Source organism: Xanthobacter cornucopiae (assembly GCF_043195065.2).
In the GTDB taxonomy this organism is placed as follows: domain Bacteria; phylum Pseudomonadota; class Alphaproteobacteria; order Rhizobiales; family Xanthobacteraceae; genus Xanthobacter.
Genome location: NZ_CM195531.1, coordinates 853,157 through 879,509, shown reverse-complemented (window position 1 = coordinate 879,509; position 26,353 = coordinate 853,157). Strand labels below are relative to the sequence as shown.

General features: G+C 62.5%; 20 protein-coding genes, 1 tRNA gene and 3 pseudogenes. 9 read left to right on the top strand and 15 right to left on the bottom strand.

Features of this window, described 5'->3' with window-relative positions; all coding sequences use genetic code 11:
* Positions 1-246 precede the first annotated feature (246 nt).
* The 8 genes from V5F53_RS03825 to V5F53_RS03790 all read right to left on the bottom strand — a co-directional run bounded on the left by V5F53_RS03825 (position 247) and on the right by V5F53_RS03790 (position 10,759).
* On the bottom strand, positions 247-1,284 hold the full coding sequence (locus tag V5F53_RS03825) for a DUF7146 domain-containing protein (RefSeq protein ID WP_393998200.1): 1,038 nt from the start codon (positions 1,282-1,284) through the stop codon (positions 247-249).
* Complete coding sequence (locus V5F53_RS03820) at positions 1,284-5,606, bottom strand: strawberry notch-like NTP hydrolase domain-containing protein (protein ID WP_393998201.1); 4,323 nt, start codon at positions 5,604-5,606, stop codon at positions 1,284-1,286. The genes V5F53_RS03825 and V5F53_RS03820 overlap by 1 nt, the downstream gene beginning before the upstream one ends.
* Positions 5,607-5,765: 159 nt before the next feature.
* Positions 5,766-6,410, bottom strand: a complete 645-nt coding sequence (locus V5F53_RS03815; RefSeq protein ID WP_131389690.1) for a DUF8835 domain-containing pootine — start codon at positions 6,408-6,410, stop codon at positions 5,766-5,768.
* Positions 6,403-6,819, bottom strand: a complete 417-nt coding sequence (locus tag V5F53_RS03810; RefSeq protein WP_131389689.1) for a hypothetical protein — start codon at positions 6,817-6,819, stop codon at positions 6,403-6,405. The genes V5F53_RS03815 and V5F53_RS03810 overlap by 8 nt, the downstream gene beginning before the upstream one ends.
* Positions 6,820-6,884: 65 nt before the next feature.
* Positions 6,885-7,433, bottom strand: coding sequence for a hypothetical protein (locus V5F53_RS03805; protein ID WP_393998202.1), 549 nt, complete (start codon positions 7,431-7,433; stop codon positions 6,885-6,887).
* Positions 7,434-7,631: 198 nt separating this feature from the next.
* Positions 7,632-7,796, bottom strand: a complete 165-nt coding sequence (locus V5F53_RS03800; protein WP_015740132.1) for a hypothetical protein — start codon at positions 7,794-7,796, stop codon at positions 7,632-7,634.
* 422 nt (positions 7,797-8,218) lie between these two features.
* Positions 8,219-8,524, bottom strand: coding sequence for a hypothetical protein (locus V5F53_RS03795; protein WP_258093356.1), 306 nt, complete (start codon positions 8,522-8,524; stop codon positions 8,219-8,221).
* A 96-nt stretch (positions 8,525-8,620) separates the two neighbouring features.
* Positions 8,621-10,759, bottom strand: coding sequence for a Spo0J and enkurin domain-containing protein (locus V5F53_RS03790; protein WP_393998203.1), 2,139 nt, complete (start codon positions 10,757-10,759; stop codon positions 8,621-8,623).
* A 717-nt stretch (positions 10,760-11,476) separates the two neighbouring features.
* On the opposite strand from V5F53_RS03790, the gene ltrA reads away from it, so the two are divergent.
* Positions 11,477-13,003: a group II intron reverse transcriptase/maturase gene (ltrA, locus tag V5F53_RS03785; RefSeq protein WP_393998844.1), complete on the top strand. Its 1,527-nt coding sequence runs from the start codon at positions 11,477-11,479 to the stop codon at positions 13,001-13,003.
* Between the two features lie 163 nt (positions 13,004-13,166).
* Here ltrA and V5F53_RS03780 read toward each other — a convergent pair whose 3' ends face one another.
* Positions 13,167-13,562 (bottom strand): DUF2958 domain-containing protein, encoded by a 396-nt coding sequence (locus V5F53_RS03780; protein WP_393997887.1) that lies wholly within the window; start codon positions 13,560-13,562, stop codon positions 13,167-13,169.
* Positions 13,559-14,521 (bottom strand): ArdC family protein, encoded by a 963-nt coding sequence (locus tag V5F53_RS03775; protein WP_393997886.1) that lies wholly within the window; start codon positions 14,519-14,521, stop codon positions 13,559-13,561. The genes V5F53_RS03780 and V5F53_RS03775 overlap by 4 nt, the downstream gene beginning before the upstream one ends.
* A gap of 235 nt (positions 14,522-14,756) precedes the next feature.
* On the opposite strand from V5F53_RS03775, the gene V5F53_RS03770 reads away from it, so the two are divergent.
* The 5 genes and pseudogenes from V5F53_RS03770 (at position 14,757) to V5F53_RS03750 (ending at position 20,605) form a co-directional block, all read left to right on the top strand.
* Positions 14,757-15,350 carry a DUF6088 family protein gene (locus tag V5F53_RS03770; protein WP_010335695.1) on the top strand — a complete coding sequence of 198 codons (594 nt, stop codon included), beginning with the start codon at positions 14,757-14,759 and terminating at the stop codon, positions 15,348-15,350.
* Positions 15,343-16,358 (top strand): annotated as a pseudogene (locus V5F53_RS03765) (nucleotidyl transferase AbiEii/AbiGii toxin family protein). The gene V5F53_RS03770 and the pseudogene V5F53_RS03765 overlap by 8 nt, the downstream one beginning before the upstream one ends.
* A gap of 23 nt (positions 16,359-16,381) precedes the next feature.
* A complete protein-coding gene (locus V5F53_RS03760; RefSeq protein ID WP_151616540.1) occupies positions 16,382-17,704 on the top strand; it encodes an SIR2 family protein in 1,323 nt (440 codons plus the stop codon).
* A complete protein-coding gene (locus tag V5F53_RS03755; RefSeq protein WP_393997885.1) occupies positions 17,701-19,725 on the top strand; it encodes an ATP-binding protein in 2,025 nt (674 codons plus the stop codon). The genes V5F53_RS03760 and V5F53_RS03755 overlap by 4 nt, the downstream gene beginning before the upstream one ends.
* Positions 19,712-20,605: a 3'-5' exonuclease gene (locus tag V5F53_RS03750; protein WP_393997884.1), complete on the top strand. Its 894-nt coding sequence runs from the start codon at positions 19,712-19,714 to the stop codon at positions 20,603-20,605. The genes V5F53_RS03755 and V5F53_RS03750 overlap by 14 nt, the downstream gene beginning before the upstream one ends.
* An 18-nt stretch (positions 20,606-20,623) precedes the next feature.
* Here the strand turns inward: V5F53_RS03750 and V5F53_RS03745 are convergent.
* From V5F53_RS03745 to V5F53_RS03735, 3 genes and pseudogenes are all read right to left on the bottom strand, one after another.
* Positions 20,624-20,837: pseudogene (locus tag V5F53_RS03745) on the bottom strand (site-specific integrase); the annotation flags it as partial.
* 43 nt (positions 20,838-20,880) lie between these two features.
* Complete coding sequence (locus V5F53_RS03740; RefSeq protein WP_393997883.1) at positions 20,881-21,390, bottom strand: GNAT family N-acetyltransferase; 510 nt, start codon at positions 21,388-21,390, stop codon at positions 20,881-20,883.
* 4 nt (positions 21,391-21,394) lie between these two features.
* Positions 21,395-21,694 (bottom strand): type II toxin-antitoxin system TacA family antitoxin, encoded by a 300-nt coding sequence (locus tag V5F53_RS03735; RefSeq protein WP_010335689.1) that lies wholly within the window; start codon positions 21,692-21,694, stop codon positions 21,395-21,397.
* Between the two features lie 302 nt (positions 21,695-21,996).
* Here V5F53_RS03735 and V5F53_RS03730 point away from each other — a divergent pair, with 302 nt between their 5' ends.
* Together V5F53_RS03730 and V5F53_RS03725 are read left to right on the top strand one after the other, a co-directional pair.
* The gene (locus V5F53_RS03730) at positions 21,997-22,188 is read left to right on the top strand and encodes a hypothetical protein (RefSeq protein ID WP_148207751.1); all 192 of its coding nucleotides are present in this window, start codon (positions 21,997-21,999) and stop codon (positions 22,186-22,188) included.
* A gap of 19 nt (positions 22,189-22,207) precedes the next feature.
* Positions 22,208-23,245, top strand: a pseudogene (locus V5F53_RS03725) (recombinase family protein); the annotation flags it as partial.
* A 36-nt stretch (positions 23,246-23,281) separates the two neighbouring features.
* Here the strand turns inward: V5F53_RS03725 and V5F53_RS03720 are convergent.
* Complete coding sequence (locus V5F53_RS03720; protein WP_393997882.1) at positions 23,282-23,776, bottom strand: hypothetical protein; 495 nt, start codon at positions 23,774-23,776, stop codon at positions 23,282-23,284.
* 43 nt (positions 23,777-23,819) lie between these two features.
* A tRNA-Met gene (locus tag V5F53_RS03715) sits at positions 23,820-23,896 on the bottom strand.
* A gap of 802 nt (positions 23,897-24,698) precedes the next feature.
* Here V5F53_RS03715 and V5F53_RS03710 point away from each other — a divergent pair.
* Positions 24,699-26,351, top strand: coding sequence for an ABC transporter substrate-binding protein (locus tag V5F53_RS03710; RefSeq protein WP_393997881.1), 1,653 nt, complete (start codon positions 24,699-24,701; stop codon positions 26,349-26,351).
* Positions 26,352-26,353 lie beyond the last annotated feature (2 nt).

The following is a 26,353-nucleotide window of genomic DNA, read 5'->3' as shown; positions in this document are numbered from 1 at the left end:
GCGCTCCGGTCTGGCAGCGCGAGCCTGTGGCGAGGGCCTTGATGGCAAAGCCCGGCTGATTTGTTTCGCGCTGTAAAGGCGGGCTTGCCCGCCGACGGAAATCAGTCGGGCGCCGCCATTGCCTGACCGAAGCGTTTGTGGGCCGATCGCCCTCTCGGAAGGCCAAGGCGCGGTCCTCTGCTGGTGACAGGATGCAGCCTGCGCGCATGACAGGATCGGAACGGCCCGATCACGGCCCCGTACCGGCTATGCACTTGAAGCCATGAAGCGGCAGACGTCCTCGGGAGCGATTTGCACCCGGATTTCTGCCCGAACGGCATCCAGCCCGTAAGTTGCGAGATCTTCGTTGAAGTCCCCCATCACGGGCGAGAGCGTGATGGCCTCGATCCCGGCATCAACCGCCCGGTCCACCAGGCTATCGCGGGCGCTGTCACCTGCCGGATCGTTGTCGCGGACGATATAGAGCCTGCGCAGTTGCGGCGGGAACAGGATGGCAGCGAGGTGTCCGGCCGAGAGCGCGGAAACCATCGGCATGGTGGGCAGAGCCTGACGCAGCGACAGGATGGTTTCGATACCTTCCCCCGCTGCCATGACATCCCTCACGCACCCGAAACGAACCGCATGTCCGAGCAGGTCGCCCATTGCCTTCCTCGGCGGATCGATGGATGCCTTGCCGGAACCGTCCGGGGCCAGCCATGTGCGATGTGCGCCGGTGATCCTGCCACTGAGGTCGGTGACGGCGGCGATCATGGCGGGCCAGGCTTGCGTCGGGCCATCATCCTCGGGCCGCCAGTAGCAGTTGGGGTGGAAGCGCAGATTTGTGGTCTGGCGTAAATCTGTAATGCCGCGTCCGCGTAAATACGCTTCTGCGGTACTGTCGATCAGCGGCTGGGTCATGCGCCAGAGGCGGCGTGCGGCCTCGGATGATCTCGATGGTGTTGGCGTTCGGGACGGACGGGATGGCGGCTGCGGTTCAGGATGCGGCAGGGTGAGGAAGCGCCGGGCTTCTTCGGCAACGTCGGCGAAGTCGATCAGACCGAGCGAATCCCGGATGACATCGAGCAGATCGCCATATTCACCCGTGGCCGAGTCCTGCCATTTACCGGCAATGCCTTTCACGCTGTCGTGCAGCCGGACGAACATGGAGCGGCCAGCCGTGTTTCGGACATCACCAACCTGCCAGTAATTGCCCTGTTTGCGACCATTCGACAGATAGTGACGGCACACCGCCTCGGCCTGTCGGCCGAGACGCTGCGCCAGTTCGGAAGCGTTGAGGCGCGCCATTATGCGGCCTCCCGCTCGCCGATGCGCTCAACGGGGAAGCGTTCAAGCAGCTTGCCGATGATCTCCGGCCCCGTTGCATCGACGGGCACGAAGAAGCGCAATTTCCAGGAGATGATCTCGCTGAAGAGACCATAGGCCCGCAGCCGGTCGCGCATCGGATCAGTAAAGCCGGTCAGTTCGATCCGGTTGGCCCCCATGACGCGGACGCGGCGCAGTTGCAGCCCCTCGGCGAGATCAAGGATCGTGCGACCTTCGATCAGCGCGGCATAGGCGGCATCCGGTGTCAGGCTGCTGGTGACGCCACTGGTCGAGGCATTGGCGGCCCATGCCGGCGATACCCGGCGACCGATGATGCGTTCGCCCTCGTCGGTCTGGAGCCGATAGACGCGGGCGGAGTCCTGCGGCAGGCGTTTCCAGATCGGCAGAAGCAGCCCTGTCACCATATGCAGGATGCTGTCGGTGAACTCCGGCACCTCGGCCAGTTCCGCCTTCCAGGACACGGTGAAGGCGGCACGGTCGGCCTCGATCCAGTGGGTCTCACCCATCGCCCGCACAGGAATGTTCATCGTCTCCATGGGCCGGATCAGCCGCACACGCCGTTCGATCTCACCATCATCCAGCATGACGCTGGTGGTCGGGATCTGCACGGCGGCACGCCCGGATCGCTCGTTGATGAGCAATCTTGCGCGGGGATCATCCAGTTCCGCGAGGGCCGCATCGAGCGTGACCGGCTGATTGCGTTTGCGCTCGGTGAGCGTCAGGAGCCGGGTTTCCGCGCCGGTGCCCGGATGGGTGTGGATCACTTGCCGGTCGGTGACGATGAAACTTTCGGCCTTCAGCGTTTCCAGCCCCATATCATAGGTGCCGGATGCAATCGCCCCGTCGATACGCGCCTGCAGAAGCTGCTCGAAGGCGGCGAACAGGATACCCTGCAATTCGATGGTCAATGCTAGCAGGCGGTTGAGGAAGGTGGTGATCGGTGGCAGGTCGTCCTTCACACCATTGCCGTCCATCAGCTTCAGGCCGGTTGCGGATTCAAACCGTTCGAGCGAGCATCCCTCGACCTTGCCGCGCACAATCAGAAGATAGAGCTGGCGCAACGCATCGCGAGCATAGGCGGATTCCAGATTATCCTCGGGACGGAACAGCCCCTGACCGCCGGTCTGGCGCTGGCCGCGTGTGATCGCGCCCAGTGTGTCGAGGCGGCGGGCGATGGTCGAGAGAAAGCGCTTCTCGGCTTTGACATCCGTGGCGATGGGCCGGAAGAGCGGCGGCTGCGCCTGATTGGTACGGTTGGTGCGACCCAGCCCCTGAATGGCGGCATCGGCCTTCCAGCCAGGTTCCAGCAGGTAATGCACGCGCAGCCGCTGGTTTTTCGCCGAGAGTTCGGCGTGATAGCTGCGCCCCGTACCACCGGCATCAGAGAAGACCAGAACGCGCTTCTGGTCATCCATGAAGGCCGAGGTCTCGGCAAGATTGGCAGAAGGCGCACGGTTCTCGACCGCAAGACGTGCCGATACCCCATCACCCTTGCGCACGATCCGGCGCGAACGGCCTGTGACCTCGGCCACCATATCCGTGCCGAAGCACTGCACGATCTGGTCGAGCGCTCCGGGGACAGGCGGAAGCGAACCCAGCTGCTCCAGCATCTCGTCGCGCCGCGCCACGGCTTCACGGCATTTCACCGGCTGACCATCGCGGAAGACGGGGCGTGACGACAGGTTGCCCTCGCCATCGGTGAAGGGTTCATAGAGCTGCACCGGGAAGGAATGCTGCAAATACGAGCCGACATATTCCCTCGGCGTGACATCGACGGAAATATCGTTCCATTCCTCGGTCGGGATCTCGGACAGCCGCCGTTCCATCAGGGCTTCGCCAGTCGAGACGATCTGGATGACGGCGGCATGGCCCGCTTCCAGATCGGCCTCGATGGACCGGATCAGGGTCAGGGTTTTCATGGAGGTCAGCAGATGGCCGAAGAAGCGCTGCTTCGTGCTTTCAAAGGCCGAACGGGCGGCGGATTTGGCCTGCCGGTTCAGCGTCCCCTCGCTGCCGGTGATGTTGGCAGCTTCCATCGCCGCGTCCAGATTCCCATGAATGACGGCGAAGGCGGCAGCATATGAGTCGTAGATGTGCCGCTGTTCGTCAGTGAGCTGATGCTCGATCAGTTCATATTCGACGCCATCATAGGAGAGTGAGCGGGCGGTATAGAGGCCGAGAGATCGCAGGTCGCGGGCCAGAACTTCCATGGCCGCAACGCCGCCAGCTTCGATCGCCTCGACGAACTCGGCACGCGTCTGGAACGGAAAATCCTCACCACCCCAGAGGCCGAGGCGCTGCGCATAGGCGAGATTGTGGACGGTGGTGGCGCCGGTTGCCGAGACATAAACCACGCGGGCGTCGGGCAGCGCATGTTGGAGCCGCAGGCCCGCACGTCCCTGCTGCGAAGCGGCGACATCACCGCGTTCGCCTTTGCCGCCACCGGCATTCTGCATGGAATGGCTCTCGTCGAATATGATGGCTCCATCGAAATCGGACCCCAACCATTCAACGATCTGCTTGACGCGGGAAACCTTCTCGCCCCGGTCGTCGGAGCGTAGCGTGGCATAGGTAGTAAAAAGGATGCCTTCCGACAGCTTGATCTTTACGCCTTGAGGGAAGCGTGACAGCGGCGTGACCAGCAGCCGTTCCATGCCGAGCGCCGACCAGTCGCGCTGCGCGTCCTCGATCAGCTTGTCGGATTTGGAGATCCAGATCGCCTTGCGCCGACCGCGCAGCCAGTTGTCGAGAATGATGGCGGCGGACTGGCGGCCTTTGCCAGCGCCGGTTCCGTCACCGAGCATGAAGCCCCGGCGAAAGCGGATCGATCCGGCAGCATCCTCGGGTGCAGCGCTCACATTGTCGAAATGCTCATCCACGGTCCATGCGCCGGCGAGATGATCGGCATGGGCTTCACCGGCATAGATCACCGTTTCGAGCTGGGCGTCCGACAGACGCGCGCAGATGTCGGCGGGCAGCATGGGCTGGTAGGACGGTTTGGGCGGTGCGACCGAGGCCATGGCGGCGGATTGCACCAGCTTGGTCGGATGCGGCTGTGCGTCTGGGATGCGCAGCGATTGCAGCGCATATTCCTCATAGATGGCGTCGGACAGGCGAGCGCCTTCCGGTGGCGTCCAGTCCACGGTCTCATAGACGAGTTCGACGCCCTCCGGATCGTTGGCCGGAGCAGCGGCAGGCCGCGGTGCTGTCGCGCGGGCCAGATAGCCTCGCACAGTTTTCGGCGCGGCGGTCGAAGCGGGCACGACAATCTTCGGTAATGATACCGGCGAACGCTGTGGGACATGCGCCTCGATCCATCCGATCAGCGTGGCAACATCGGGTGCAGTTCCCGATGAGGCCGGAAAACTCGCCGGATCTTCGGCGGGCAGTTTGTCGATCACGGTCAGCCGCGTGGGAAAAGTGGTGCCGTGCTTTGCATAGACCGCGCCATCAACGGCGGCGGTGAAGACCACCCGGCCGCGGGCCTGCAAGCGGATGAACGCGTCCCGCCATGCCAGAGCTTCCGGGCCAAAGCCTGCGCCAGTGATCGTCACCAGCCGACCGCCAGGAGCAAGGCGAGCCAGCGCCGAGGCAACATGGCGATAGGCCGCATCAGCGACACGCCCGTTGACATTGGCCATGACCGAGAATGGCGGGTTCATCAGCACCACGGACGGGACGACATCCGGGGCTAGATGATCGTCGATCTGGGCGGCGTCGAACCGGTTGACGGCAAAGGCCGGAAAGAGCTCGGCCAACAGTTCAGCGCGGGTATCGGCCAGTTCGTTGAGGATCAGCGAGCCGCCGGCGGTCTGCGCCAGGATCGCCAGAAGGCCGGTGCCCGCCGATGGTTCCAGCACCCTGTCATCAGGCGTGATCGCAGCGGCTGTCAGAGAGGCAAGGCCGAGCGGAAGCGGTGTCGAAAACTGCTGGAAATTCTGGCTTTCCTCGGAACGCCGGGTCTGCGTCGGCAATAGTCCGGCGATCTTTGCCAGCACGGAAAGCCGTGCAGCCGGAGACGCGGCTTTGCGGAAAAGCGCCTTTCCGTATTTGCGTAAAAAAAGGACGGTAGCAACTTCGCAGGCCTCATAGGCCAGCTTCCAGTCCCAGGCGCCGGTAGCATCGGATGCGCCGAAGGCCGTTTCCATAGCACGGCGCAAGGTGGCGGCATCGATGCGTTCACCGCGTTCGAGATGGGGGAGCAAAAGATTGGCCGCAGCCAGGATCGCGGGCGCAACTGCGATCGGCGTGACCGGATCGGCCACGGGGAAAACCATGTTCATGGCGGGAACCTCAGGAGAGCGGGAAGGACAAGCTCGGACGGCGCTCTCTCTCGACCACCCGGACCTGACCCTTTCCGGCCCACCTCCGACTCTCAAACCGCAGCATAAGAAAAAGCGCCCCAACCGGACGGCGGGGCGCTTGTCAGTGTCTTCCCGGGATCATCCGAAGCGGCGACCGGATTCGGTGAAGGTGTATTCATTGGCGGCGATGGTTTCATCGACCACTTCGTCCGAGGACAGATAATCATATTCGCGTTCAAGCTGGCGGTAGAGCCATCGAGCCAGATCGCGCAGCGCCTCGATGATCGTCTCCTCGGCATCGGCGGTCATGTCCTGCCAGGTCGGGCTGTCTCGCTCGACCGAGATCGCCATGCAGTATTCGTGATAATAATGGCCGCGATGGCTGGCCTCGACGCGAAGCTGATAGAAGTTGCGGCGTTGGATCGCCTGAAGGGCGTCGGCGATGCGGTGCAGTTCGATGTCCTGCGGGGCGTATTCCCTAATCTGGCGCGGCCCATGTTTCTGGTAGGAATACCAACATTCAAAACAGGCACCGTCACCTTGCGACCAAAAGCCCCGGAACCAGATGCAGGGTTCCTGCCGGGTGCCGCCGCCCATCAACCGGACGGTGCGGGTCTTGAGGTTCAGCCCGAGGATTTCGGCGATACGCTGGAAATCTTCATAGACGGCATCGTACCAGTCATAGTCGAAGCCGCCCTCACGATACCAGGCGCGGGCCTTGTCCTTCGCCGCATCGGAAAGCTCATCGAGACGATAGACGGTGGTTTCGATGATCTCAGGCATAGGGATCTCTCCCTTCAAGAACCGAGGAAAGCCAGCCATCGGTATAGATCCAGTCCACCGTTTCGCCGGTGGCGAGATCGAGGACGTGCGCGCCGCCACCGAACCCATCCAGGCGGGGTCGAGAACAACTGTTTGCGTATTGAAGGCCCCATAGACCCGTCAGGCCGAACTCGGTGGCGCAGCGTTTGACGAACTGGATGACATGCTCGGGATCGCCGGTGACGTCATCGCGCATCCAGAGCTGTGTGCCACCATGTTCTGGCTGGATGGATAGCAGGAAGCCTTCCGATGGCGGGTCTTCGGCGGCATTGTCATCCGCCAGAGCGTTGTAGAGCTCGAGCGCGCGGGCGGCGTTTTCGGGGGTGCCTACGTCGAGGAGGCAGGAAAAGTGCGTGTAATAGTCGGCCATGACGGTCTCCGAACATGACATGGCCCGGCGTATGACCGAGCCGAATGTGATGGAAAGGGTGAAGCTCAGGCGGCCTGCGGCAGGCGGAGCAGATCGGCCGAGGTTTCGCGCCAGAAGGGATCGACCAACCGGGCCTCCAGCGCAGCGGCGCGGTAACGCAGCCGTCTCGCATCACCGGGGTCCGAGGCCCTGAATGCCATACCGCGCAGGCGGCTGGCCTCGGTCACGATCCTGCGTGCCTCGGCCTCGGATGCGACTGGCTGTTGCCAGAGGATAATGCCGGCGCGGATTTCACCGGCGAGGACCAGGCGCTGATCTCGGTCCTGAATGAGCATGATACGCGGCTGAAAATACGGGAAGCTGTCCGGCCCCGTGCAAATATCACCGCGCGCCACGCGCACGGCTGCGGCCTGGATGGCCTCTTCCGGTGACGGGCATTCCCCAAGCGGGATCATGCGGTCGAAGCTGTTCGCCGCGTCACTGGCGTCATAGTTGGCGACGCCCAGGCAAGAGATGCGCAGCGGCAGCTTTTGCGCTCGATAAAGCGCGGGCAGAACATCGGCAGCCAGAATCTGACCGATGGAACGGAAGGTTTCGGAACGGACAAAGGTCATCGGGATCACTCCATGACGGGCGCCGGTGAGCCTCTCTCTCCGACACTCAACCCGTCACGGCCGAACGGCCCGCACTCTTCCTCTCGGACCGGGGCAGCCCGGTTCCGCCGTCGGCGATGGGCAACCATAGCGACGCGCTGAAGGCCCGGTCGCGGGCTTGTCGCGGCCAGGCCGTCGGGGATGAGGCGCGGTCGCGCCTTACCCCCAAGGATCCAGCTCCAGCTTCACCATGTCGTCGTCGCCGTCGAACTCGGCGGCGGGACAAGCGGCGTGGGTGCCGTCCCCGGCCTGGAACACGACGATCTCGACCATCAGCGTGGCGGCGAGGCTGGCGGCGAAGGCGGTGGCATCTGCATAGGACATGGGTTCCGGCTCCTGTCTTTGGAGGCGGGGGACCATCCCCCGCGCGACAGGCGCCCGAAGTGTCTGACCGGATCTGCAATCACCCTCGGGCGTTCGGACTTTTTCCGAATCCCCGAGGGCGGCACGCTCGCGTAAGCCGACCCTTTACGGGTTGATTGTCAAAGAGAAGGATCGGACCAAGGTTTGCGAATGGAAGCGGGGGTGGTGCTTTGCATCTGACAGGATGCCGGATACCCGCCCGCAGATGCTCTGCCGCGCCAGCCTTGCCGCCATGCGGGCATCAGGATCGTGTTCCCATCAGGCTGGAAATGGCCGTCGCTTGCCCATGTGCAGGGATGGCCGGGTTTTGTGGTGAAGCTGGAGGTGGACCTGTGGGGTGAACAGCTATCATCCTCACGGCCCGACACCCCGCGATCAGGTCTTCAGGTCCAAAGCCCATCGGCGATCTCACGCGCGATCATAACGCGGGCCTTCATCATCAGATCGTCGCCTGATGTGTCGACATGACCGAAGAAACGGGCACGAGCGCCATGAGCCGTCCAGTCGGCGTAGCGGCAATATTCACGCGCACTAAGCCGAAAAACCCGCATGTCTTCGGCCCAATGGGGCTTTGGCTCCACGACCACGGTGATGCCGTCGCGGGTTTCCTCCCAAGGCAAGCTGCGCTCCGATGGGGGATGTTCGTGATCCTCAAGAAAGATTTGATTGACGTCGATGATGGCGGGCATGGAAGCGCTCCAATGAAAAAGCCCGATCACAAGGACCGGGCGCGTTGCGGAAACGGAGGGTGCAAACGGGGCAGCCGAAGCCGCCCCGCCTGAGAACTATTCAGCAGCGACGATATGCTGTTCTTCCTCTTCGTCAGCCGGGTCGTCATCGCCATCGCCGGAGAGGAAGTCGGGCAGATCGTCGGCTTCTACGTCAGCGCCCGTGGCCGAATCTGTCCCGATTCCGTCATCCACCATGCGCAGCGGCTCGGGCAGCCAGCCGGTTTCGGCCAGCAGGCGTTCGGCCTCTTTCGCCATGTCGCCCTTCTTCAGATGCCCGATCAGATCGGCGGCCCGATCACCGGCCCCTTCGCGCACGGCTTCAAGGATACGGGGCTTGGTCACGCGACCGAGATAATTGCCAACCGTCGGCCGCCAGCCCACGGCTACCATGTCAAGGTCGGTCGAACGGGCGAGCCGGTCAGCCTGCGACAGGCGGATGTCCAGCCCGTGCTGACTAACGCCCGCGCCGCTGTAAGGGTTGGGCTTTTCATAGAGCGCGTTGACACCGAAGCTGACGCAATGGGCGAGCAGATCCATGCGCGAACCGTCGTCCAGATCGGTCAGCCAATCCCAGAGGGCGGCATCGTCTGCCGGGACATGATCGCCCCAGCGTTCGTGGCGGTCAGCGATGGCCTTGGCCGAAGCGCTATCGCGCAGATCCTCGGCCTGAGCGGGCAGATGAACCTCCCGGACCTGGGCTTCGAGGCATCCCTTGCTGGAATGCGGCATGAAGCAATCCATGACCAGCCTGTGCAGCAGTGCCGTCATAGCGACATGCGGGTTTACTGCCACCGCATCCCGCAGCGCCAGCGTCCGATGCGCGGTCAGCTCGCTGACCAGGCGATCGGGCAGCGGCTTGATGGTGTCGGCCTCGTCTTCCTCCTCAGTTTCGACCGCCTGGCCGCCCAGCGTGATAACTGCACCCATGCGGCTTACCTCCGGTTCTGCCCGCTGGATCACCTCGCCGGTTTCCGGGTCAACGATTTCAGCTTCCGGTTCCGCAGGCGTTTCATCCTCGGCGCGAACATAGCCACGCTCGATCAGCAATGCGCCATCGGCGTCGATGCTGATGAAGACACCCGCCATGCTGATCTGGTCCGGCTCGAAGGTCATCGGACGGCGCTCGAAGGTTTCCAGCGCCCGTTCGATCTCACCCAGGCGGGCGTCGATCTCGTCAGGCAGCTCGTCGGCCTCGCCATATTCGGCTTCAAGCCGGTCATATTCGTCGCGCAATGCTTCGCGGGTGGCGCGTTCCTCTTCGCTCAGATCGACCGTGGTGCCGACAATCTGGCGTAGGCCATGATCGTGACCATAGGGGAAGGTGATGGCGACCTCGATCCATTTCCAGCCCTCGGCGGCGATGGCTTCGGCCTCGGCCTTCAGTTTTTCGCCCACCAGCCTGTCGAGCAGCACAGGATCTTGCAGCCAGCCACCATCGTCCTGCTGGAAGAGATCGCGCAAGACGCAGCCGCCAGCTTCCTCATAGGCGGCAATACCGACAAAAACCGCCCGCTTGTCAGCGGCGCGGACTGTGGTTTCGGTCAGCAGGCGGCGGATGTGGTAAGGTTCCTTCTGCCAGCCATCCTTGATCGCTTCCCAGACCTGCTCCTGACGGCCATGGTCAGAACTGACGCTGAAGGCCATGAGCTGCTCCAGCGTCATGCCGTCCTCGGCATAGACGTCGAGCAATGCCGGTGAGACAGAAACCAGCCGCAGGCGCTGCTTCACCACCTTGGCATCCACGAAGAAGGCGGCAGCAATGGCTTCCTCGGTCATGCCCTTTTCCCGCATGGCCTGGAAGGCGCGGAACTGGTCGAGCGGATGCAGCGGTGCGCGCTCGATGTTTTCGGCGAGCGATACCTCGTCGATCAGCACATCGGCGCTGGCCTCCGACACCACACACGGAACCGGCGCGATTTTGGCGAGGCGTTTCTGCTTGACCAGCAACTCCAGCGCCCGGAAGCGGCGACCGCCGGCGGGCACCTCGAACATGCCGGTCTCCTTGCCCTCGGCATCTACGACCGGGCGGACGTGCAGGGACTGGATCAGCCCACGCCGCGCGATGGACTCGGCCAGTTCCTCGACCGAGATCCCGGCCTTGACGCGCCGGACGTTGGACTGGGAAAGCACCAGCTTGTTGAAGGGAATATCGCGCGAGGACGACAGGGTGATCTTCTGAGCGGCAGTGGCCATGTCGGTTACTCCATGACGGACGCCGGTGAGCCTCTCTCTCCGGCTATCAGCCCGTCACGAAGCGAAGCGCCGCCCTCTTCCTCTGAGTACGCCAAGTCTGTAACCAACTGGAATAAAAGGAGAAACCAGATCGGTCAAAACTACCGATTAGTCCTTCGGGGTGTAAGACCCCGACCGCCACACGGTGCAGCGTGGGGCGAGAAGCAAGCGGGTGAGGTGAGCCGGGTGATTCCGACAAGCCATAAATCAGTAGAACCCGTTGAAGCCGGGCGCGAGGGGACTTCCGATCCCGACGCGGCCCGGCAAGCGAGACCGCCATGGAGAGGGAAACCGAACCGATGGCTGACTCCCCGTCAAGAGGGTCTCCACCAACTCGGAAGTGGGTGGAGCGGTCGCAAGACCTGTGGAGCGCCGGCGCGTTGTTTAGAGGTGCGCGCCAGGGGCGTTTGATCACTCAAACGCCAGCCGCCGGGAAAGCCTGCAAGGCTCGGAGGTCTGAATCCACACGGGGAACAGTCGGCTCCTAAAGCGGACAAAGGACGGCGGTGGAACTTGGGAACCTGCCCGTGTTTCCGAACCACTCGGGGAACGGATGGTCGAATCGACCGGCGAACACGCGGAGCAGGGACGGAGCCTGTGTAGTAGTTCGAGGACGGGAAAGCCGTCCACATGGCGAAGGCAGGCAGTGGATACAATTTGCAGGCAGGAGATCGACACTTGTCGGACACGGTGAATACCGAGTTCATTCTCGACATGCAGCGCAAGCTGTATCGGTGGAGTTCCACGGACCCCGAGAAGAGGTTCGCGGATCTGTTCAACTTCGTATGCGACCGCAGGACGCTGTCTCACGCCTGGGAAAGGCTCGCCCGCAACGCGGGCAGCAGGACACCCGGCACGGACGGCGTGACGCGGGACACGATCCAAAAGCGTGCCAACGGCGCCACGGGTTTTCTGGAGGAAATCCGGCAAGACCTACGGCAAGAAACTTACCGGCCACAACCTGTCCGGCAGAGGCTTATTCCGAAGCCGGGAAAGCCGGGAAAGTTCAGGCCATTGGGCATCCCCACGCTGAAGGATCGACTGGTTCAAATGGCGCTCAAAATGGTGCTGGAGCCCATATTCGAGGCGGATTTCTATCCCATCTCGTATGGCTTCCGGCCCGGTCGAAGCACTCATGATGCATTGGCGCGAATTCAACAACGCCTGCATCCTTCATCCACTGGTCCATCCTGGACCCGCTATGTGATCGAGGGGGACATCAAGGGCTGCTTCGACGCCATCGATCATCACGTGCTCATGGAGCGGGTACGTCGTCGCATTCGGGACCCCAAGGTCCTGCGGCTCGTACTCGCATTCCTGAAGGCGGACATCATGATCGAGGGCAATCTTCGACATCCGGTGACGGGAACCCCGCAAGGGGGCGTCATCTCGCCGTTGTTGGCCAATATCTATCTGTCGGCTATCGACGAGCGATATAAACGCTGGATTCCTGACCCAAGGGAGGGAGTAAGCAAAGTAAGCGGTCGCCACAGCTGGGATCGCAAGCTTGGCCGTCCAACCTTCTACATGGTGCGCTACGCGGACGATTTTGTCGTCCTCGTGCAAGGAACCCGGCAGGAGGCCGAAGAGGAGCGTCACGCGCTGGCGCAGTTCCTCAAAGAGGAATTGCGTATGGAGTTGTCGATGGAAAAGACCCGCATCACCGATGTCCGAGAAGGCTTCGACTTTCTCGGCTATCGAGTCGTACAGCAACGGTCGCCCGCAACGGGCCGGCACGTCGGCAATCTCTTCATCCCGAAGAGCAAGCTGCAATTGTTGCGCGACAAGATCAAGGGCAAGGTGAGGAAAACGCCAACCGGCCGGACTCTCGCCGATCTCATAGGCACCATCAATCCAATGATCATCGGGTGGCGAAACTACTACCGATATGCCTCACGGGCGTGGAAGGAGTTTGGCAAACTCGATTGGTGGCTGGATCAGCGCATTACTCTTTGGTTGCGCAGGAAACACGATAAAACAACGTGGGCGGAGCTGTTCCGCCAATATGCGCAATCGAGGAGCGGGAAGCGAAAACGCTGGCAACACGGCAAACGGCAAGTCGCTCTGTTTACCGAGGCTCACCAGAAACGCTTCCCGGACCGGGGCATACGTATACCGAACGGATGGAACGCCACCCCGGATGAGTGGTTCCTGAACGGAGCCAACAAGTTCTGGGAGGCGACCAACACCCTCGCCCTATTGTGAGGGCCACCCGTGGCAATCGCCACGCATGGAGAGCCGGATGCCGGGAAACTTGCACGTCCGGTTCGGAGAGGGGGATGAAGAAACCTGCCCCAGTAACGGGGCAAGGCGCTTCATCCCTACTCTACAGAGAGCGACGCCAGCCGCAGAACCTGAAACCCGGAAATCAGGCACTCCGGTTTTCTGTATCGGCGGATGTACGGGAGAATCGTGCGCCGATGCGGTAGAGCAGACGCTCGGCGGCGCGGATGCTGCCGGTTTCGCGGGCGGCCTCGGCCCAGACCGAGATCGGGAAATCCCCGGTGAACAGCAGATCGCGCTCGATGACCATGCCGAAGGGCAGCCGGACTGATGCCATCTCGCCAAGGCTCCACGAACCCAGTTCGGGATGGCCGAGATCGGCCAGGCCGAACATGATGTCGCCATCCTCATCCAGCTCGGTGGCGAGCCAGGCGCCCTCGCCGAGGGGGTTGAAGAACTTCACGACCGGGATGTGATCCTGTTCGCGCTGGCGGCCATTTTCCAGCAGGCGGTCGCGCTGTGTGCTGGTCAGGAGGATCATGCCGCAGCCCTCCGGTCGGTTACGCTCGTATCGGGCTCCCCGGCGTCGTCGGCCGGAAGATGCGACAGCAACCAGTCCGCCGCCTTGCTGGCCTGCGAGGCCGCGCGGACAATCGCGCGGGAATCCTCGCGCATGACCTCCAACCACGATCCGATATAATCGGCATGGCGGACGGTCGGCACGATCCCGAGCGCGGCGCAACTGAAGGCCGCGGTCTGTTCGGCAATCATTTCCTCGAAGGCGTATTTCTTCGAACCGAACGAGCCGGTCAGATCGCGGTTGAGGCGGCTGTGATGGCCGCTGGCGTGCCCCAGCTCATGCAGGGCCGTCCTGTGCCAGTTGATCGGCTCGAAATAGGCTTGCGGAGGCGGTACCTGCACATAGTCGAGGGACGGCATGTAGAAGGCGCGATTACCACCGATACGGAAATCGACGCCGGTGGCTCCGATCAGCTCCTTGACCCGAGGTGCTATCAGGCCCGGCGGCGGTGGCGGCGCGACTGCCGTGATGTCATCAGGCAGACCATCGCATTGCGCGGCATTGAAGACCGTGAACCGCTTCAGGAATGGAATGGCATACGCATCCTCACCTGTTTCGCGGGCACGGCGCTTTTCGTCCTCGGGAGTGAAACGGTCGGCATAAACGACGGTGGTGCCACGTTCGCCCTTCCTGACATTGCCGCCAAGCGAAAGGGCCTGGCGGAAAGTCAGCCACGTCTGACCGGGGAAGCCGTGCTGGATGACAGCGCCCCAGAGGATGAGAATATTGATACCGGAATAGGACCGGCCGGTTGAGGCATTTCTCGGCAGGCCCAGCGGGGCGGTATCAGGCGACGCACCCCAGGGCTGGACCCATGGCAACCGCCCTTGCTCCAGCTCGGCGATGATCTTGTTGGTGATGTCGTCGTAAAGGTTGCTGCGCGCGCCACCTTCCGCGAGGTTACGACCCTGTCTGGCCATCGGGATGATCTCCGCGACGGGCGCCGGAAGCCTCTCCTCCAGCTCTTAACCCGTCACGGAAAATCCGTCCGCACTCTCACTCTGAAGGGGGCGTTGCGGGGATCTCCCCGCAGAAGGGGTAGGCAGAGACCAAGGCTCGGCCGCAGGGGAAGGCTTTCCCCCTATTCGGTATGTTCCCCTGCGCTTCCTTGAAAACTGTCAGAAACTCGCGTATATTTCCAACAGGAGAAAGACGATGACACGGCTGACCGAACAGATTCTGGCACATGCGACGGGACTTCCCGAAGGGATGCCCGTGTCCGCCAAGGGCCTGCTCCACCTCGGAAACCGGGCAGCCGTGGATCAGGCATTGTCGCGTCTGTCCGAGCGCGGGCAGCTCATCCGCGCCGGTCGTGGCGTCTATCTGCGCCCCATCGCCAGTCGGTTTGGCACGCGCGCACCTTCGGTCGAGCAGGCTGTCGAGGCCCTCGCGACCCAAAAAGGGGAGATCATCGTCTCGAACGGAGCCGCCGCGGCGAACGCGCTTGGCTTGACGACGCAGGTGCCCGTCCGCTCGGTCTATCTGACCTCCGGGCGCAGCCGAAAGATGCACCTCGGCAAGCAGGTCGTCGAATTGCGGCACGCGCCGCGCTGGCAACTGGCCCTGGCCAACCGCCCCGCGGGGGAGGCCGTGCGGGCGCTGGCCTGGCTCGGCCCCGAAAGGGCGGAGGCCGCGCTCACGACATTGAAACGGAAGATGCCGCCTGGTGTGTTCGGCGAACTGGTCGCCGCCGCGCCGCAGCTTCCGACATGGCTCGCGCAGAGCGTCGGAAAGGCGGCCTATGGCTGACGTTTTCCTCCAGCTTTCGGCCGAGGATCGGCGTGACGCGTTGGGCGTCGTCGCCGACCGTTCGGGTCGTCCCACCCATCTTCTCGAAAAGGATGTGTGGGTGGTGTGGGCGCTGGCGACCCTCTACGCGGCACCGCTCGGCGAACATCTGGTGTTCAAGGGCGGGACGTCGCTGTCAAAAGCCTATCAGGTCATTCGCCGTTTTTCGGAGGATGTGGATCTGACCTACGACATTCGGGCGATTGCGCCCGATCTGGTCGGGGACAATGGCGAGGGTCTGCCGAAGACACGAAGCGAGGAAAAGCGCTGGTCCAGCGAGGTCCGCCGGCGTTTGCGGGCTGGGTCGCAGAGACGGTGCAGCCGGTAATCGCGAAGGCCCTAGCCGCTGAAGGGCTGGCGGCGGCCGTCCGCGTCGAGGATGAGAAGCTCTTCATCGACTATGAGGCGACCGCAGCCGGGTCCGGCTATGTGGCTCCAAGCGTCATGCTGGAGTTCGGCGCGCGCTCGACGGGCGAACCCGCGAGCCTGCGCGACGTCGTCTGCGACGCGGCCGGCCTGATCGACGGCCTGGTGTTTCCGACGGCGCGGCCGCGCGTCATGCACGCGGAGCGGACGTTCTGGGAGAAGGCGACCGCCATCCACGCCTTCTGCCTTCAGGAGCGGCTGCGCGGCGACCGCTTCGCGCGACATTGGCACGATGTCGTCCGACTGGACGAAGCCGGCTTCGCGGAAGCCGCTTTTGCCGATCGCGACCTGGCCAACGCTGTCGCTCGGCACAAGTCGATGTTCTTCGCAGAGAAGGCCGCCGACCGCACGCCGATCGACTATGCAGCGGCTGTCAGCGGCGGCTTGCAACTCGTGCCGGTCGGCGATGGCGCGAAGGCGTTGGAGGATGACTATGCCCGCATGGTTGAGGATGGACTGCTCTTCGACGACGAGGAGCCGTTCGAAGCGCTCATGGCGCAGTGCGCTGATATAGCCGCGCGCGCGAACAGAGCAGCCAAGTAAGAAACTGGGAGGACCGGGGGTATATGAGCGAAGTCGAAGACGAGCGAAAATTCCAGTTTCTGCGGGACGGCGATGCCGAGCCATCTGAACTGGACTGGAACAAGGGGATCGAGAGCGCCCGCAAGGCGATTTCCGAGGCCATGAACGCCAAGAACATCGCATTTCTGCTCGGCGCCGGATGTTCTTCCCTGATGAAGGACAAAAAGGAACTCGGCATTGCGACCATGGCGCCGCTGGCCAAGGAGTTTTGCGGCGAAACCATCGAGGCACGCGCGGCGGGATTCTACAGCGATCCGCCAACAGCCGGCGCTGTACCGGCACCGTGGCGGCTGACCAAAGGCGAACTCGACTATCTCGACGCGCTCGGGGTCGACCTGGCGAAGGATTACAGCCGTAACCTGGAACGCTTGATGGAAGTGCTGTTCGCGCAACGGTTCGTGCTGCGCCAGAGCGAGAATCCCGATCTTCACCCCTATCGCGCTGTTCTCGACGGCATCATCAAGAAGGTCCAGGACTTCCTATGGACCCGTGTCACCCAAGGGGCCTTCGCCACGGAGGGCGACACGACCGTGCGCGACCTCTACGAGCGTTTCTACAAGAAACTGGTCCTACGCGATCGGTCCTTGCCCCGGCCCTGGGTGTTCACGACCAACTACGATCATTTCAGCGAATTGGCGATGGATCGCCTGGGCATTCCCTATGCCAACGGTTTTTCCGGCGTCGTAGAACGCCGCTTCAACCCGGCGATCTTCCGCTATGCTCTGGCCGAGCAGCTCGACGTCGCCAGCCGCAAATGGACCGCCGTCGACGCCTTCGTCTATCTCTGCAAATTGCATGGTTCGGTCACTTGGACCGAGGACGATCATGGCCTGTTCCCGATCAAGGAGGTCTGGCCGCCGGAATCCTCAAACCAGATGCTGATCTATCCGACGCCGGCGAAGCAGAACTCTTCGCTCGGCTCGCCCTACGCAGACCTGTTCCGGGAATTTCAGTCCCGGATCGTGCGCGAGCAGAGCGTTCTCATCACGGCCGGCTACGCCTTCGGCGACGAGCACCTGAACAACATCATCTATCAGGCTCTGACGATCCCGACCTTCCGCTTGGTGATCTTTGCGGCGCCGGATACGGAGGGAGAGATCGCCAAGCTGCGGGCGCTGCGCGATCCGCGCATTTGGATCATTGGAGGCAATGGCCCTTCCGACGGAACGAGGGCGCACTACTTCGACATGATCGTCGAGCATTTCATGCCCCAGCGCCCCAGCGACAGGATTGATGATGCCGTCCGCAAGGTGTTGTCGGAGCTGGCGCCGAAAAGGGACGACGAGACGAAGGATGGCGAGGCATGAGCCACGACGATCGCAAGCGGGCGATCGGCAAGGTGGTCTCGGTTGCGGCCGACCGCTTTGTCGTCGAGATGCACGTCGGCACCGATAACTTCACGGTCGTCGGCTTCGACGACGTGCATTATGTGGCGCGGCTGGGATCATTCCTGATGATTCCGTCGCAGTCGGAATATGTCGTGGTCGAGGTTGTCGGCCTGCGTGAGCGCGACGCGAGCACGCCTTCCGAGCGGGGCGATTTCGACCGGGCCGGCTCCTCGAAATATCTGGACGTGGTGCCCGTCGGCATGTTGCCGATGCGCGGCGGCGCGTTTCGCTTCGGTGTGTCGGTTTTCCCGTCTCTGTATGCGGACGCACTGTATGCGCTGGATGGCGAGCTCGATCGCATCTTTGAGACCGAGGCCGCCGTCGAGCCGTCAGTCGGCCCGGATGGCGGCGCCTGCCAACCCGAAGGGGCCACGCGCTATCGGGTTCTACCGATCGGCAAGTCGGTGGTGTTCGAGGACTACGACGTCAAAGTTCGTCTGAACGAGTTCTTCGGCGGTCATGTCGCCGTCCTGGGCAATACCGGCAGCGGTAAATCCTGCACGGTCGCCTCGGTCTTGCAGTCCCTTTTCTGCAAGCCGAAGGAGCATCACGCCCGCGGCGCGACCTTCATCGTCTTCGACGTCAACGGCGAGTATCACGCCGCTCTGAGCGCTTCCGCGAAGGAGGGAGCGATCGGAGTCGGGCGTGTCGTCCTCGACGGTACGGCAGCGGGCTTCCGCTTGCCGCACTGGTTTCTGGAACTGGCGGAATGGGAGCTGTTGCTGCAAGCCAGCGAGCGCACTCAGGTGCCCATCCTGCGCATGGCGCTCGGGCTCTCGACCTTGTTCTCAAATGCGGGGGCCGCAGAACTCAACAGCGTCCGCAATCACATCCTCGCCAAGTGCATCACCCAGATTATGCGCGACGACTCGTCGAGCCCGTCCAAGCATGATCGGATCATTGGCATCCTCCAGCGCTTCAGCACGAACGAGATCAACGCGGCAAAAATCCGGCCATATATTGCGATCAACTTTGGCCAAATGGCCAACCCTGCGGGTCTGGATGCTTATCTGGTTGGCCCGAACGGTTTCGAGTTGGAGGATTTGAAGCTTCCTGCCTATCAAAACCTGCCATTCGACTTTTCGGCACTCGGCGATGCAATAGACCTCGCCATCCTGTATGCGGAGGCGCACGGTAATCGGCAAATCCGAGACTACTGCTCCCAGATGGTGACGCGCTTCCAGGCACTGGAAGATCGCCCTGAGTATGAATTCCTCCGGCATGAGGCGGGCGGCGCGGCCGCCGACAATGGAGAGCTGGAGTTTCTCACTCGGCTGGTCGGCCTGACCGGCAAGGGAACCGGCCACACCAAGGCCAATCAGATCATCATCATCGACATGAATGACGTCGAGGACGAGGTGGTCGAACTGGTCAGCGCCGTGATCGCGCGGATGCTGTTTCGCCTGCTCCGGCGCGCCGATCCGCGCAATCGCTTTCCGATCCATCTTCTGCTGGAAGAAGCGCACCGCTACATCTCGGCGACGCCATCCCGCTATGCAGTGGACGCGACCAAGATATTCGAGCGCATCGCCAAGGAAGGACGCAAATACGGCATGTTCGTGCTCTTGGCATCACAACGCCCGAGTGAGCTGTCCAAGACGGTTCTCAGCCAGTGCTCCAATTTCCTGGTTCACCGCATCCAGAACCCCGACGATCTTTCTCAGATTCGGCAGATGACGCCGTTCATCTCGGATTCGGTCCTGAAACGGTTACCGTCATTGCCTCGGCAGCACGCGCTGGTGTTCGGAACCTCGGTCAATCTCCCGACGACATTCAAGGTGCGGGAGGCATCACCGCGGCCGCGCAGCGACGACACCGCCGTGGTCGATTTGTGGTTCCACGAAGAAGGTCGAGCTGCCGGCATTCGACTCGCTCCGGTCGATACCGCTGGAGGGGAGCCGATGGCAGCAAACGAAGCGTCAGACGATGACATCTTCTGACCATCTGGAGACCCTGGCGCAGACGCTGGAGGCCACGGGAGACTACCGGGTCGTCCGGCGTCTCAAGCCGCGCCCTCGCATCGTTCCTCCGCCAGGCACGCCGCTGCGCCTTGGCCTGGTGGTCGATGTGGAGACCACGGGGCTCGACCATCAGCGCGACGAGATCATCGAACTCGCCATGACACCATTCAACTATGGCTTGGATGGCACCATTTTCAGCGTGGGTGACAGCTTCCAAGGGCTGCGTCAGCCGAGCGAGCCTATCGCCCCGGAAATCACCGCGATCACGGGCATCACCAACGAGATGGTGGCCGGCCAGATTATTGATCCCGCAGCGGTAGCCACATTCGCAGCGCCGGCTTCGCTCGTCATCGCGCACAATGCGGCGTTCGACCGCCGCTTCCTTGAACGATTCAGCGACGTGTTCTCGACGAAGCCGTGGGCATGCTCGCTCAGCCAGATCGATTGGGCAGCGGAGGGGTTCGAGGGCACGAAACTCGCCTATCTCGCTCAGGCCGCCGGCTTCTTCTACGACCGCCACCGCGCGATGTACGACTGTCTTGCTACGGTCGAGTTGCTGGCAATGTGGCTGCCCCGATCTGGCGCTACAGGTCTCAGCCGTCTCCTGGACGGCGCCCGTGCCGTTTTTTGGCGAATCTGGGCGGAGAACGCACCCTTTGACCTCAAGGATGTCCTCAAAGCGCGGGGATACCGCTGGAACGGCGATCCCGGCCCGCAGCCGCGCGCATGGTATATTGACGTTCCCGAGGCTCAGCTCGAGGCCGAGCTACGGTTCTTGAGAACGGAAATCTATCGGTATGAGGTCGATCCCCCGGTTCGGCGGATCGATGCCTATGATCGGTTTTCAGACAGGATCTGAATGCCGTCGAACGCCGGGCTATTGCATGCCCTTCCGGCACTTCTTGGCAAGCGTGGCGGAGACGAACTTTTCCCTTTTCGTCATGTCGGCGCGCTTTTCCACCATGTAGTGCCTAGCAGTCATGCTTCTCGCAGCTGGCATCCTGCAACGCGTGGTTCTGGAGGCGGTCGCGGATTTCCTTCGAGATCCTCGCCTTGCCGGTCACCGTCTTGAATGTCCGGCGTAGGTCCTTGCCTCAATTTAGCAAGGAAGACGTCCACCAAACATGGGGCTATTCACCTTCCAGCCTCACGGAGCGACGCAGCAATATCGCTGATCGAGCGAAACAGGACCAGTTCATCATCTCTGGTAGGCTCAAATCCTCGGCGCTGCCAGAATTCGGCAGCCTCCCCGTCGACGGCGTTGACCATCAATGCCCGCCCACCGATCAGCGATGCGGCCTGAACGCACCGTTGGAGGGCGTGCTTCACAAGGCCAGTCCCGATGCCCAACCCGGCCGAGCCGATATCGGTCGCGAGCTGACCAAGCAGCATGCAGGGAATTGGATTAGGCGGCTGCCCCGTCCGGATGGAGCGCGGTAGCACCGATGGCACAACGGCTGTTGGTGCAAGGCCGTAATATCCCACCACACGCTCTGCCTCATGCACGACGAGAACGGCGGTAAAGCCCTTCTGCTGATTGGAGAGCGCGCGGGTCTTCAGCCAGTGGTCGAGCGTCGGTTTGCCACAGGAAAACTGGGAAACATCGTGGGCGGCGGAAAGCAGCTCGGGTCCTGAAAGCAGCAAGGGATTACCGCTTCGCCGCGTAGCCGGGCTCCCACGGCGCAGGCCGCTTCAGCACTTCAACCATCTCCGGAACAGGAGCGGCCGGGCGCGACAGCACATCCATGAACTGAGCAAAGCCTTCCGGGCTCATCCGGATCAGGCCCTGCTCCATGACGACCTCCTCGGCCGCGCGCACAGCGGCATCTCGCACGAAATCGGTGCGCGAGCGGCCGCGCAGGCTGGCGGCGCGATCGATCATGGCAACATCCGCTTCGGGCAGACGCATCGAGATCGGATATTCCTTGCGTTCGGCAGTGTTGCCCATAGCGAGTCTCCTTAGTCGGAAGATAGCGCCTTGTATCTCTAATTACAATACGATAAAGTCTCATTTGCAAGCAACAGCTTCCGAGGGACCAGCAACGAGGCAAAAGATGACGGCGACAGCGAGCGATTCCGACAGGTTATTTTACTCTGCCATGGCACGCCATGTTACGCCGCCGCACGCCGTAACGCGCATTGGCACACTGAACGCCGCCAAATGTTCGCCCGCAAATTTCGTTGCTAATGCCGGGCATGGGACGAATGCTGTCAGTTATGACCTTGCGAGCCCCACAAAACACAGCAAAGATGACAGTAGCCGAGCGCGAAGCCCTGCTCGAATCTTTGCTGCTGGACGCGCCGGAGTTGACGTTTACGCCGTGCGGCAGTCCCGACCCTCGCCTTCTGCGTCTGGTCGGCATCCTGGCAAAGCAGGCGGCACGGGAATGCTTTGCAGAGGAAGTGAAGTTGTCCAGGCAAAGGAGGAAGCGCACCTCCTGATGCGGATGGGAGCAATGTTTTGAAAGTCGCGATCTACGCCCGTTATTCTTCTGACAATCAACGCGACGCTTCCATCGCCGACCAGCTTCGCATGTGCCGCCTCCATGCCGAAAAGCAGGGCTGGCACGTCATCGAAGAATATACGGACCACGCGATTTCAGGAGCATCCCTGATCCGTCCGGGCATCCAGGCCCTGATGACCGACGCCATGAGTGGCCGGTTCGACGTGATCCTCTCTGAGGCGATGGATCGCCTCTCGCGTGATCAGGAAGACATCGCCGGTATCTTCAAACGCATGTCCTATGCGGATGTGAAGATGTTCACCTTGTCTGAAGGCGAGGTCAGCCATCTGCATGTCGGTCTGAAGGGCACGATGAATGCCCTCTTCCTTAAAGATCTTGCTGACAAGACCCGCCGCGGCCAGCGCGGCCGTGTCGAGGCTGGCAAATCGGGTGGCGGCAATTCCTATGGCTACGATGTGGTCAAGAAGCTGGACGCCAATGGCGAACCCATTCGCGGCGACCGCACCATCAACGAAGACCAGGCCGCCGTCGTTCTCCGCATCTTCCGCGACTACGCCGCCGGTAAGTCGGCAAAGACCATCGCTTTTGCACTGAACAAGGACGGCATTCCGGCCCCTTCGGGCGGCGACTGGGGTTTCAGCACGATCAACGGCAACCCGAAACGTGGCAACGGCATCCTCAATAATGAGATGTATGTCGGCAAGATCGTCTGGAACCGGCAACGCTTCGTAAAGGACCCGAACACCGGAAAGCGACAGGCCCGCCCCAACCCGGAATCGGAATGGGTCATCCAGGAGACGCCAGAGCTCCGGATCCTCGACGACGATCTCTGGAATGCAGTGAAGGCACGGCAGGAGAAGAACAAGCTCACCCGCGACGACAACGGCAGCACGGATGTCCGCACTGTCAATCACAGGCGGCGCCCCAAATACCTCTTCTCGGGCCTGACTAAATGTGCATGCTGCGGTGGCGGGTACTCCGCGATCTCGGCAACGCTGATCGGATGCTCGACCGCCCGCAACAAGGGCACCTGTGACAACCGCGTCAACATCCGCCGTGACGAGTTGGAATCACGGGTCCTGAATGCGTTGCGCACCAGGCTCGTTGATCCTGAGCTGTTTGCCCATTTCTGTGAGGTCTTCACGCAGGAGATGAATCGTCTCCGCATGGAAAGCCGCGCCGGCATCGCCTCGTCTGAGGCCGAGTTGGCCAAGATCAACCGAGAACTGGAAAAGATTCTCGATCTCTACCTGAGCGATGCGCTCTCCGTAGAAATGGTGAAAGAGCGAAGCAAGAAGCTTGAAGCCAGAAAAGTCGATCTGGAACGGTTCCTCGCCGAAGCGGACGAGCCGCCTCCCCTGCTCCACCCGAGCATGGCGCTGCAATACCGCAAGCGGATACAGAACCTCTACGATTCCCTTCAGGATGAAGATGAGGGCAAACGGATCGAAGCCGCCGACACCATTCGCTCGCTGGTGGATCAGATTGTGCTGACGCCTGTGGAGGGCAAGGTGGAGATCGACGTACAGGGCGATCTCGCTGGAATCCTTGCGATTTCCGCGCAAACGAAAAACCCCACCTCGGGGGTGGGGTCTTCGCAAGTAAAGATGGTTGCGGGGGCAGGATTTGAACCTGCGACCTTCAGGTTATGAGCCTGACGAGCTACCGGGCTGCTCCACCCCGCGTCAAGTCCGAAGTTCGTTGCCGGCGGCGTCGTCGTTCGGTGAGGCGTATGTAGCAACCCACCCCCGGGAAGGAAAGAGCCGAGCGCCAAAAAAACGTCATGACGGCCATGTTCTCGTTCCCTGCCCTGTGGATAGAGGCTGCGGGCATCCCGCGCGCAGGGGTCGCGAGACGGCGCCGGCATTGGTTTCGCAGGCCGGCGGCATGCGAGGCAGGGGGAGTGGACAAGACGAGGCCAGAACCCTGTGGATGACTCCTGCCCACCATTCCGATGAGGCGGCCAGTCGCGCCGCGCCCCCGCGAATCCAGGCCTTGCGAACCCGGTGTCCGCGAATCCGGAGTCCTTGGGCAGCGCGCGGCACGACCGGCACCCAATGACTTCAGCCTAAATTTTCGCCGCCGATTGAGCCCTCCGGGGGCGGTGCCGCATTCCCATCATTATTATATCAAATCCATAGACAAAATAATATTTGATCCTAGACTGGTTGTCATCGCGGCTCTTGCCGCCCATCGCATCGACCATTTTCGCGCATCCACAGGGGCAAGCCGTGGCGAAGCGGCAGGCGCAACGCACCATCACGATCATCCGCACGGGCGGCGCCTGGGATCGCCGGGCGCGCGGCTCATCACCCGCTCCTGGTCGGGGCGGACACCGGAGCCGTGGTCAACGCACCGCAACTCCCCATCGGCGCCCGCCCGCGCGGGCATGGCAGCCGGGCGGCGGGCCGCAACGGCGTTGCGCGTGACGGACAAAAACCCGGGCCTGCCACCCGCCCGGACACCATCGAACCTCAGGATCTCGTCATGACCCAATCCTTGTCCGTGTTTTCCCGTTCCCGGCGCCGCCTGCTGATCGCGACTTCGGCGCTCGCCGCCGTGGCCCTGGTGGCGACGGCGGGGCTGGGGCCGGCGCACAGCGCCGATGGCCCGCGCGCGGGCGGGGGCATCACCTTTCTGATCGACTCCCTCGGCAGCACCTGGATTCCGAACAACAGCGCGATTTCCAGCTTCCAGGGCCACATCTGGGGCCATGTGACCGACAAGCTCGTCTATGTGGATGCGGACGGCAAGGTCAGCCCCTGGATCGCCGAACGCTGGGAACAGAACGACGCCGCCACCGAATTCACCCTGCACCTCAAGGACGGTGTGACCTTCTCCGACGGCACCCCGCTCGATGCGGCCGCCGTGGTCGCGAACCTCGACATCTGGTATGCCGGCCGCAAGGGTGAGGGCATCAATCCCATCGGCCTCTTTCCCAAGACCTACGACCGCGCCGAGGCGCTCGACCCGCGCACGGTGAAGGTCTTCTTCAAGGCGCCGACGCTCGGCTTCATCCCGACTCTCGGCTACCACGGCTCCATTCTCATCTCCCCGAAGACCCTGGCCCAACCCGCCGCCCAACAGGCGGATCTGGGGAAGACCTCCGGCAGCGGCCCCTATGTGGTCGAAGCCTGGAAGGAAGGCGACTTCGTCAAGCTGGCCAAGCGCAAGGATTACAATTGGGGGCCGCCGGCGGTGGGCCACACCGGCCCCGCCCATCTCGATACCATCACCTACAAGCTGGTGTCCGAGCCCTCGCTTCGGGTCGCCGCAGTCCAGTCCGGCCAGGCCGACGTCGCCTACAGCGCCTCGCCCCAGGAGCTCAAGTCGCTCAAGGACGAGGGCTTCACCGTCGCCACACCGCGCTATCTCGGCTTCGTCAACGGCCTCGCGATCAACACCAAGCTGGCGCCATACGACGATGCGAGGGTGCGTCAGGCCCTGCAGGCCGGCATCAATCGCCGGGAAATCATCGACACCGTCTACACGCCCGACTGGAAGCTGGCGACGTCCTTCATCCAGAGCAACGTGCCCGGCGCCACCGACCACGGCGAATTGCTCGCCTACGACCCCGACAAGGCCGGCAGGCTCCTCGACGCGGCGGGCTGGACGAAGGGCCCCGATGGCGTCCGCGTCAAGGACGGCAAGCCGCTGACGCTGACACTTCACTCCAACCCCTATCTCGCGACCTCCAAGGCCATCGACGAGCTCATCGCCCAGCAGCTCGGCAAGATCGGCTGGAAGGTCAACATCCGCGCCTACGACGTCGTGACCTTTGGAGAGAAGGTCAAGTTCGGCGGCCCGGCGGTGCCGGCCTACGAGGTCACGCGCAGCTTCATCGACGCCGGCACGGTGGCCAGCATCCTCACCAATGCCAACAACGGAGAGAACTGGTTCGCTCTTGGAGAGAGCGATCCCAAGATCAACGAGCTGCGGGATAAAATCGCCAGCGCCAGCTCCGCCGAAATCCGCGCGCCCCTCCTCGACCAGTTGCAGAGCTATGTCCTCGAGCAGGGCTATTTCATCCCGCGCACGCAGATCGTCCAGCGCATCTACGTGCAGACACCCAAGCTCAAGGGTGAAGTCTACAACGGCATCGCCTACGCCAGCTACTACACGGCCTCGAAAAGCGAGTGACG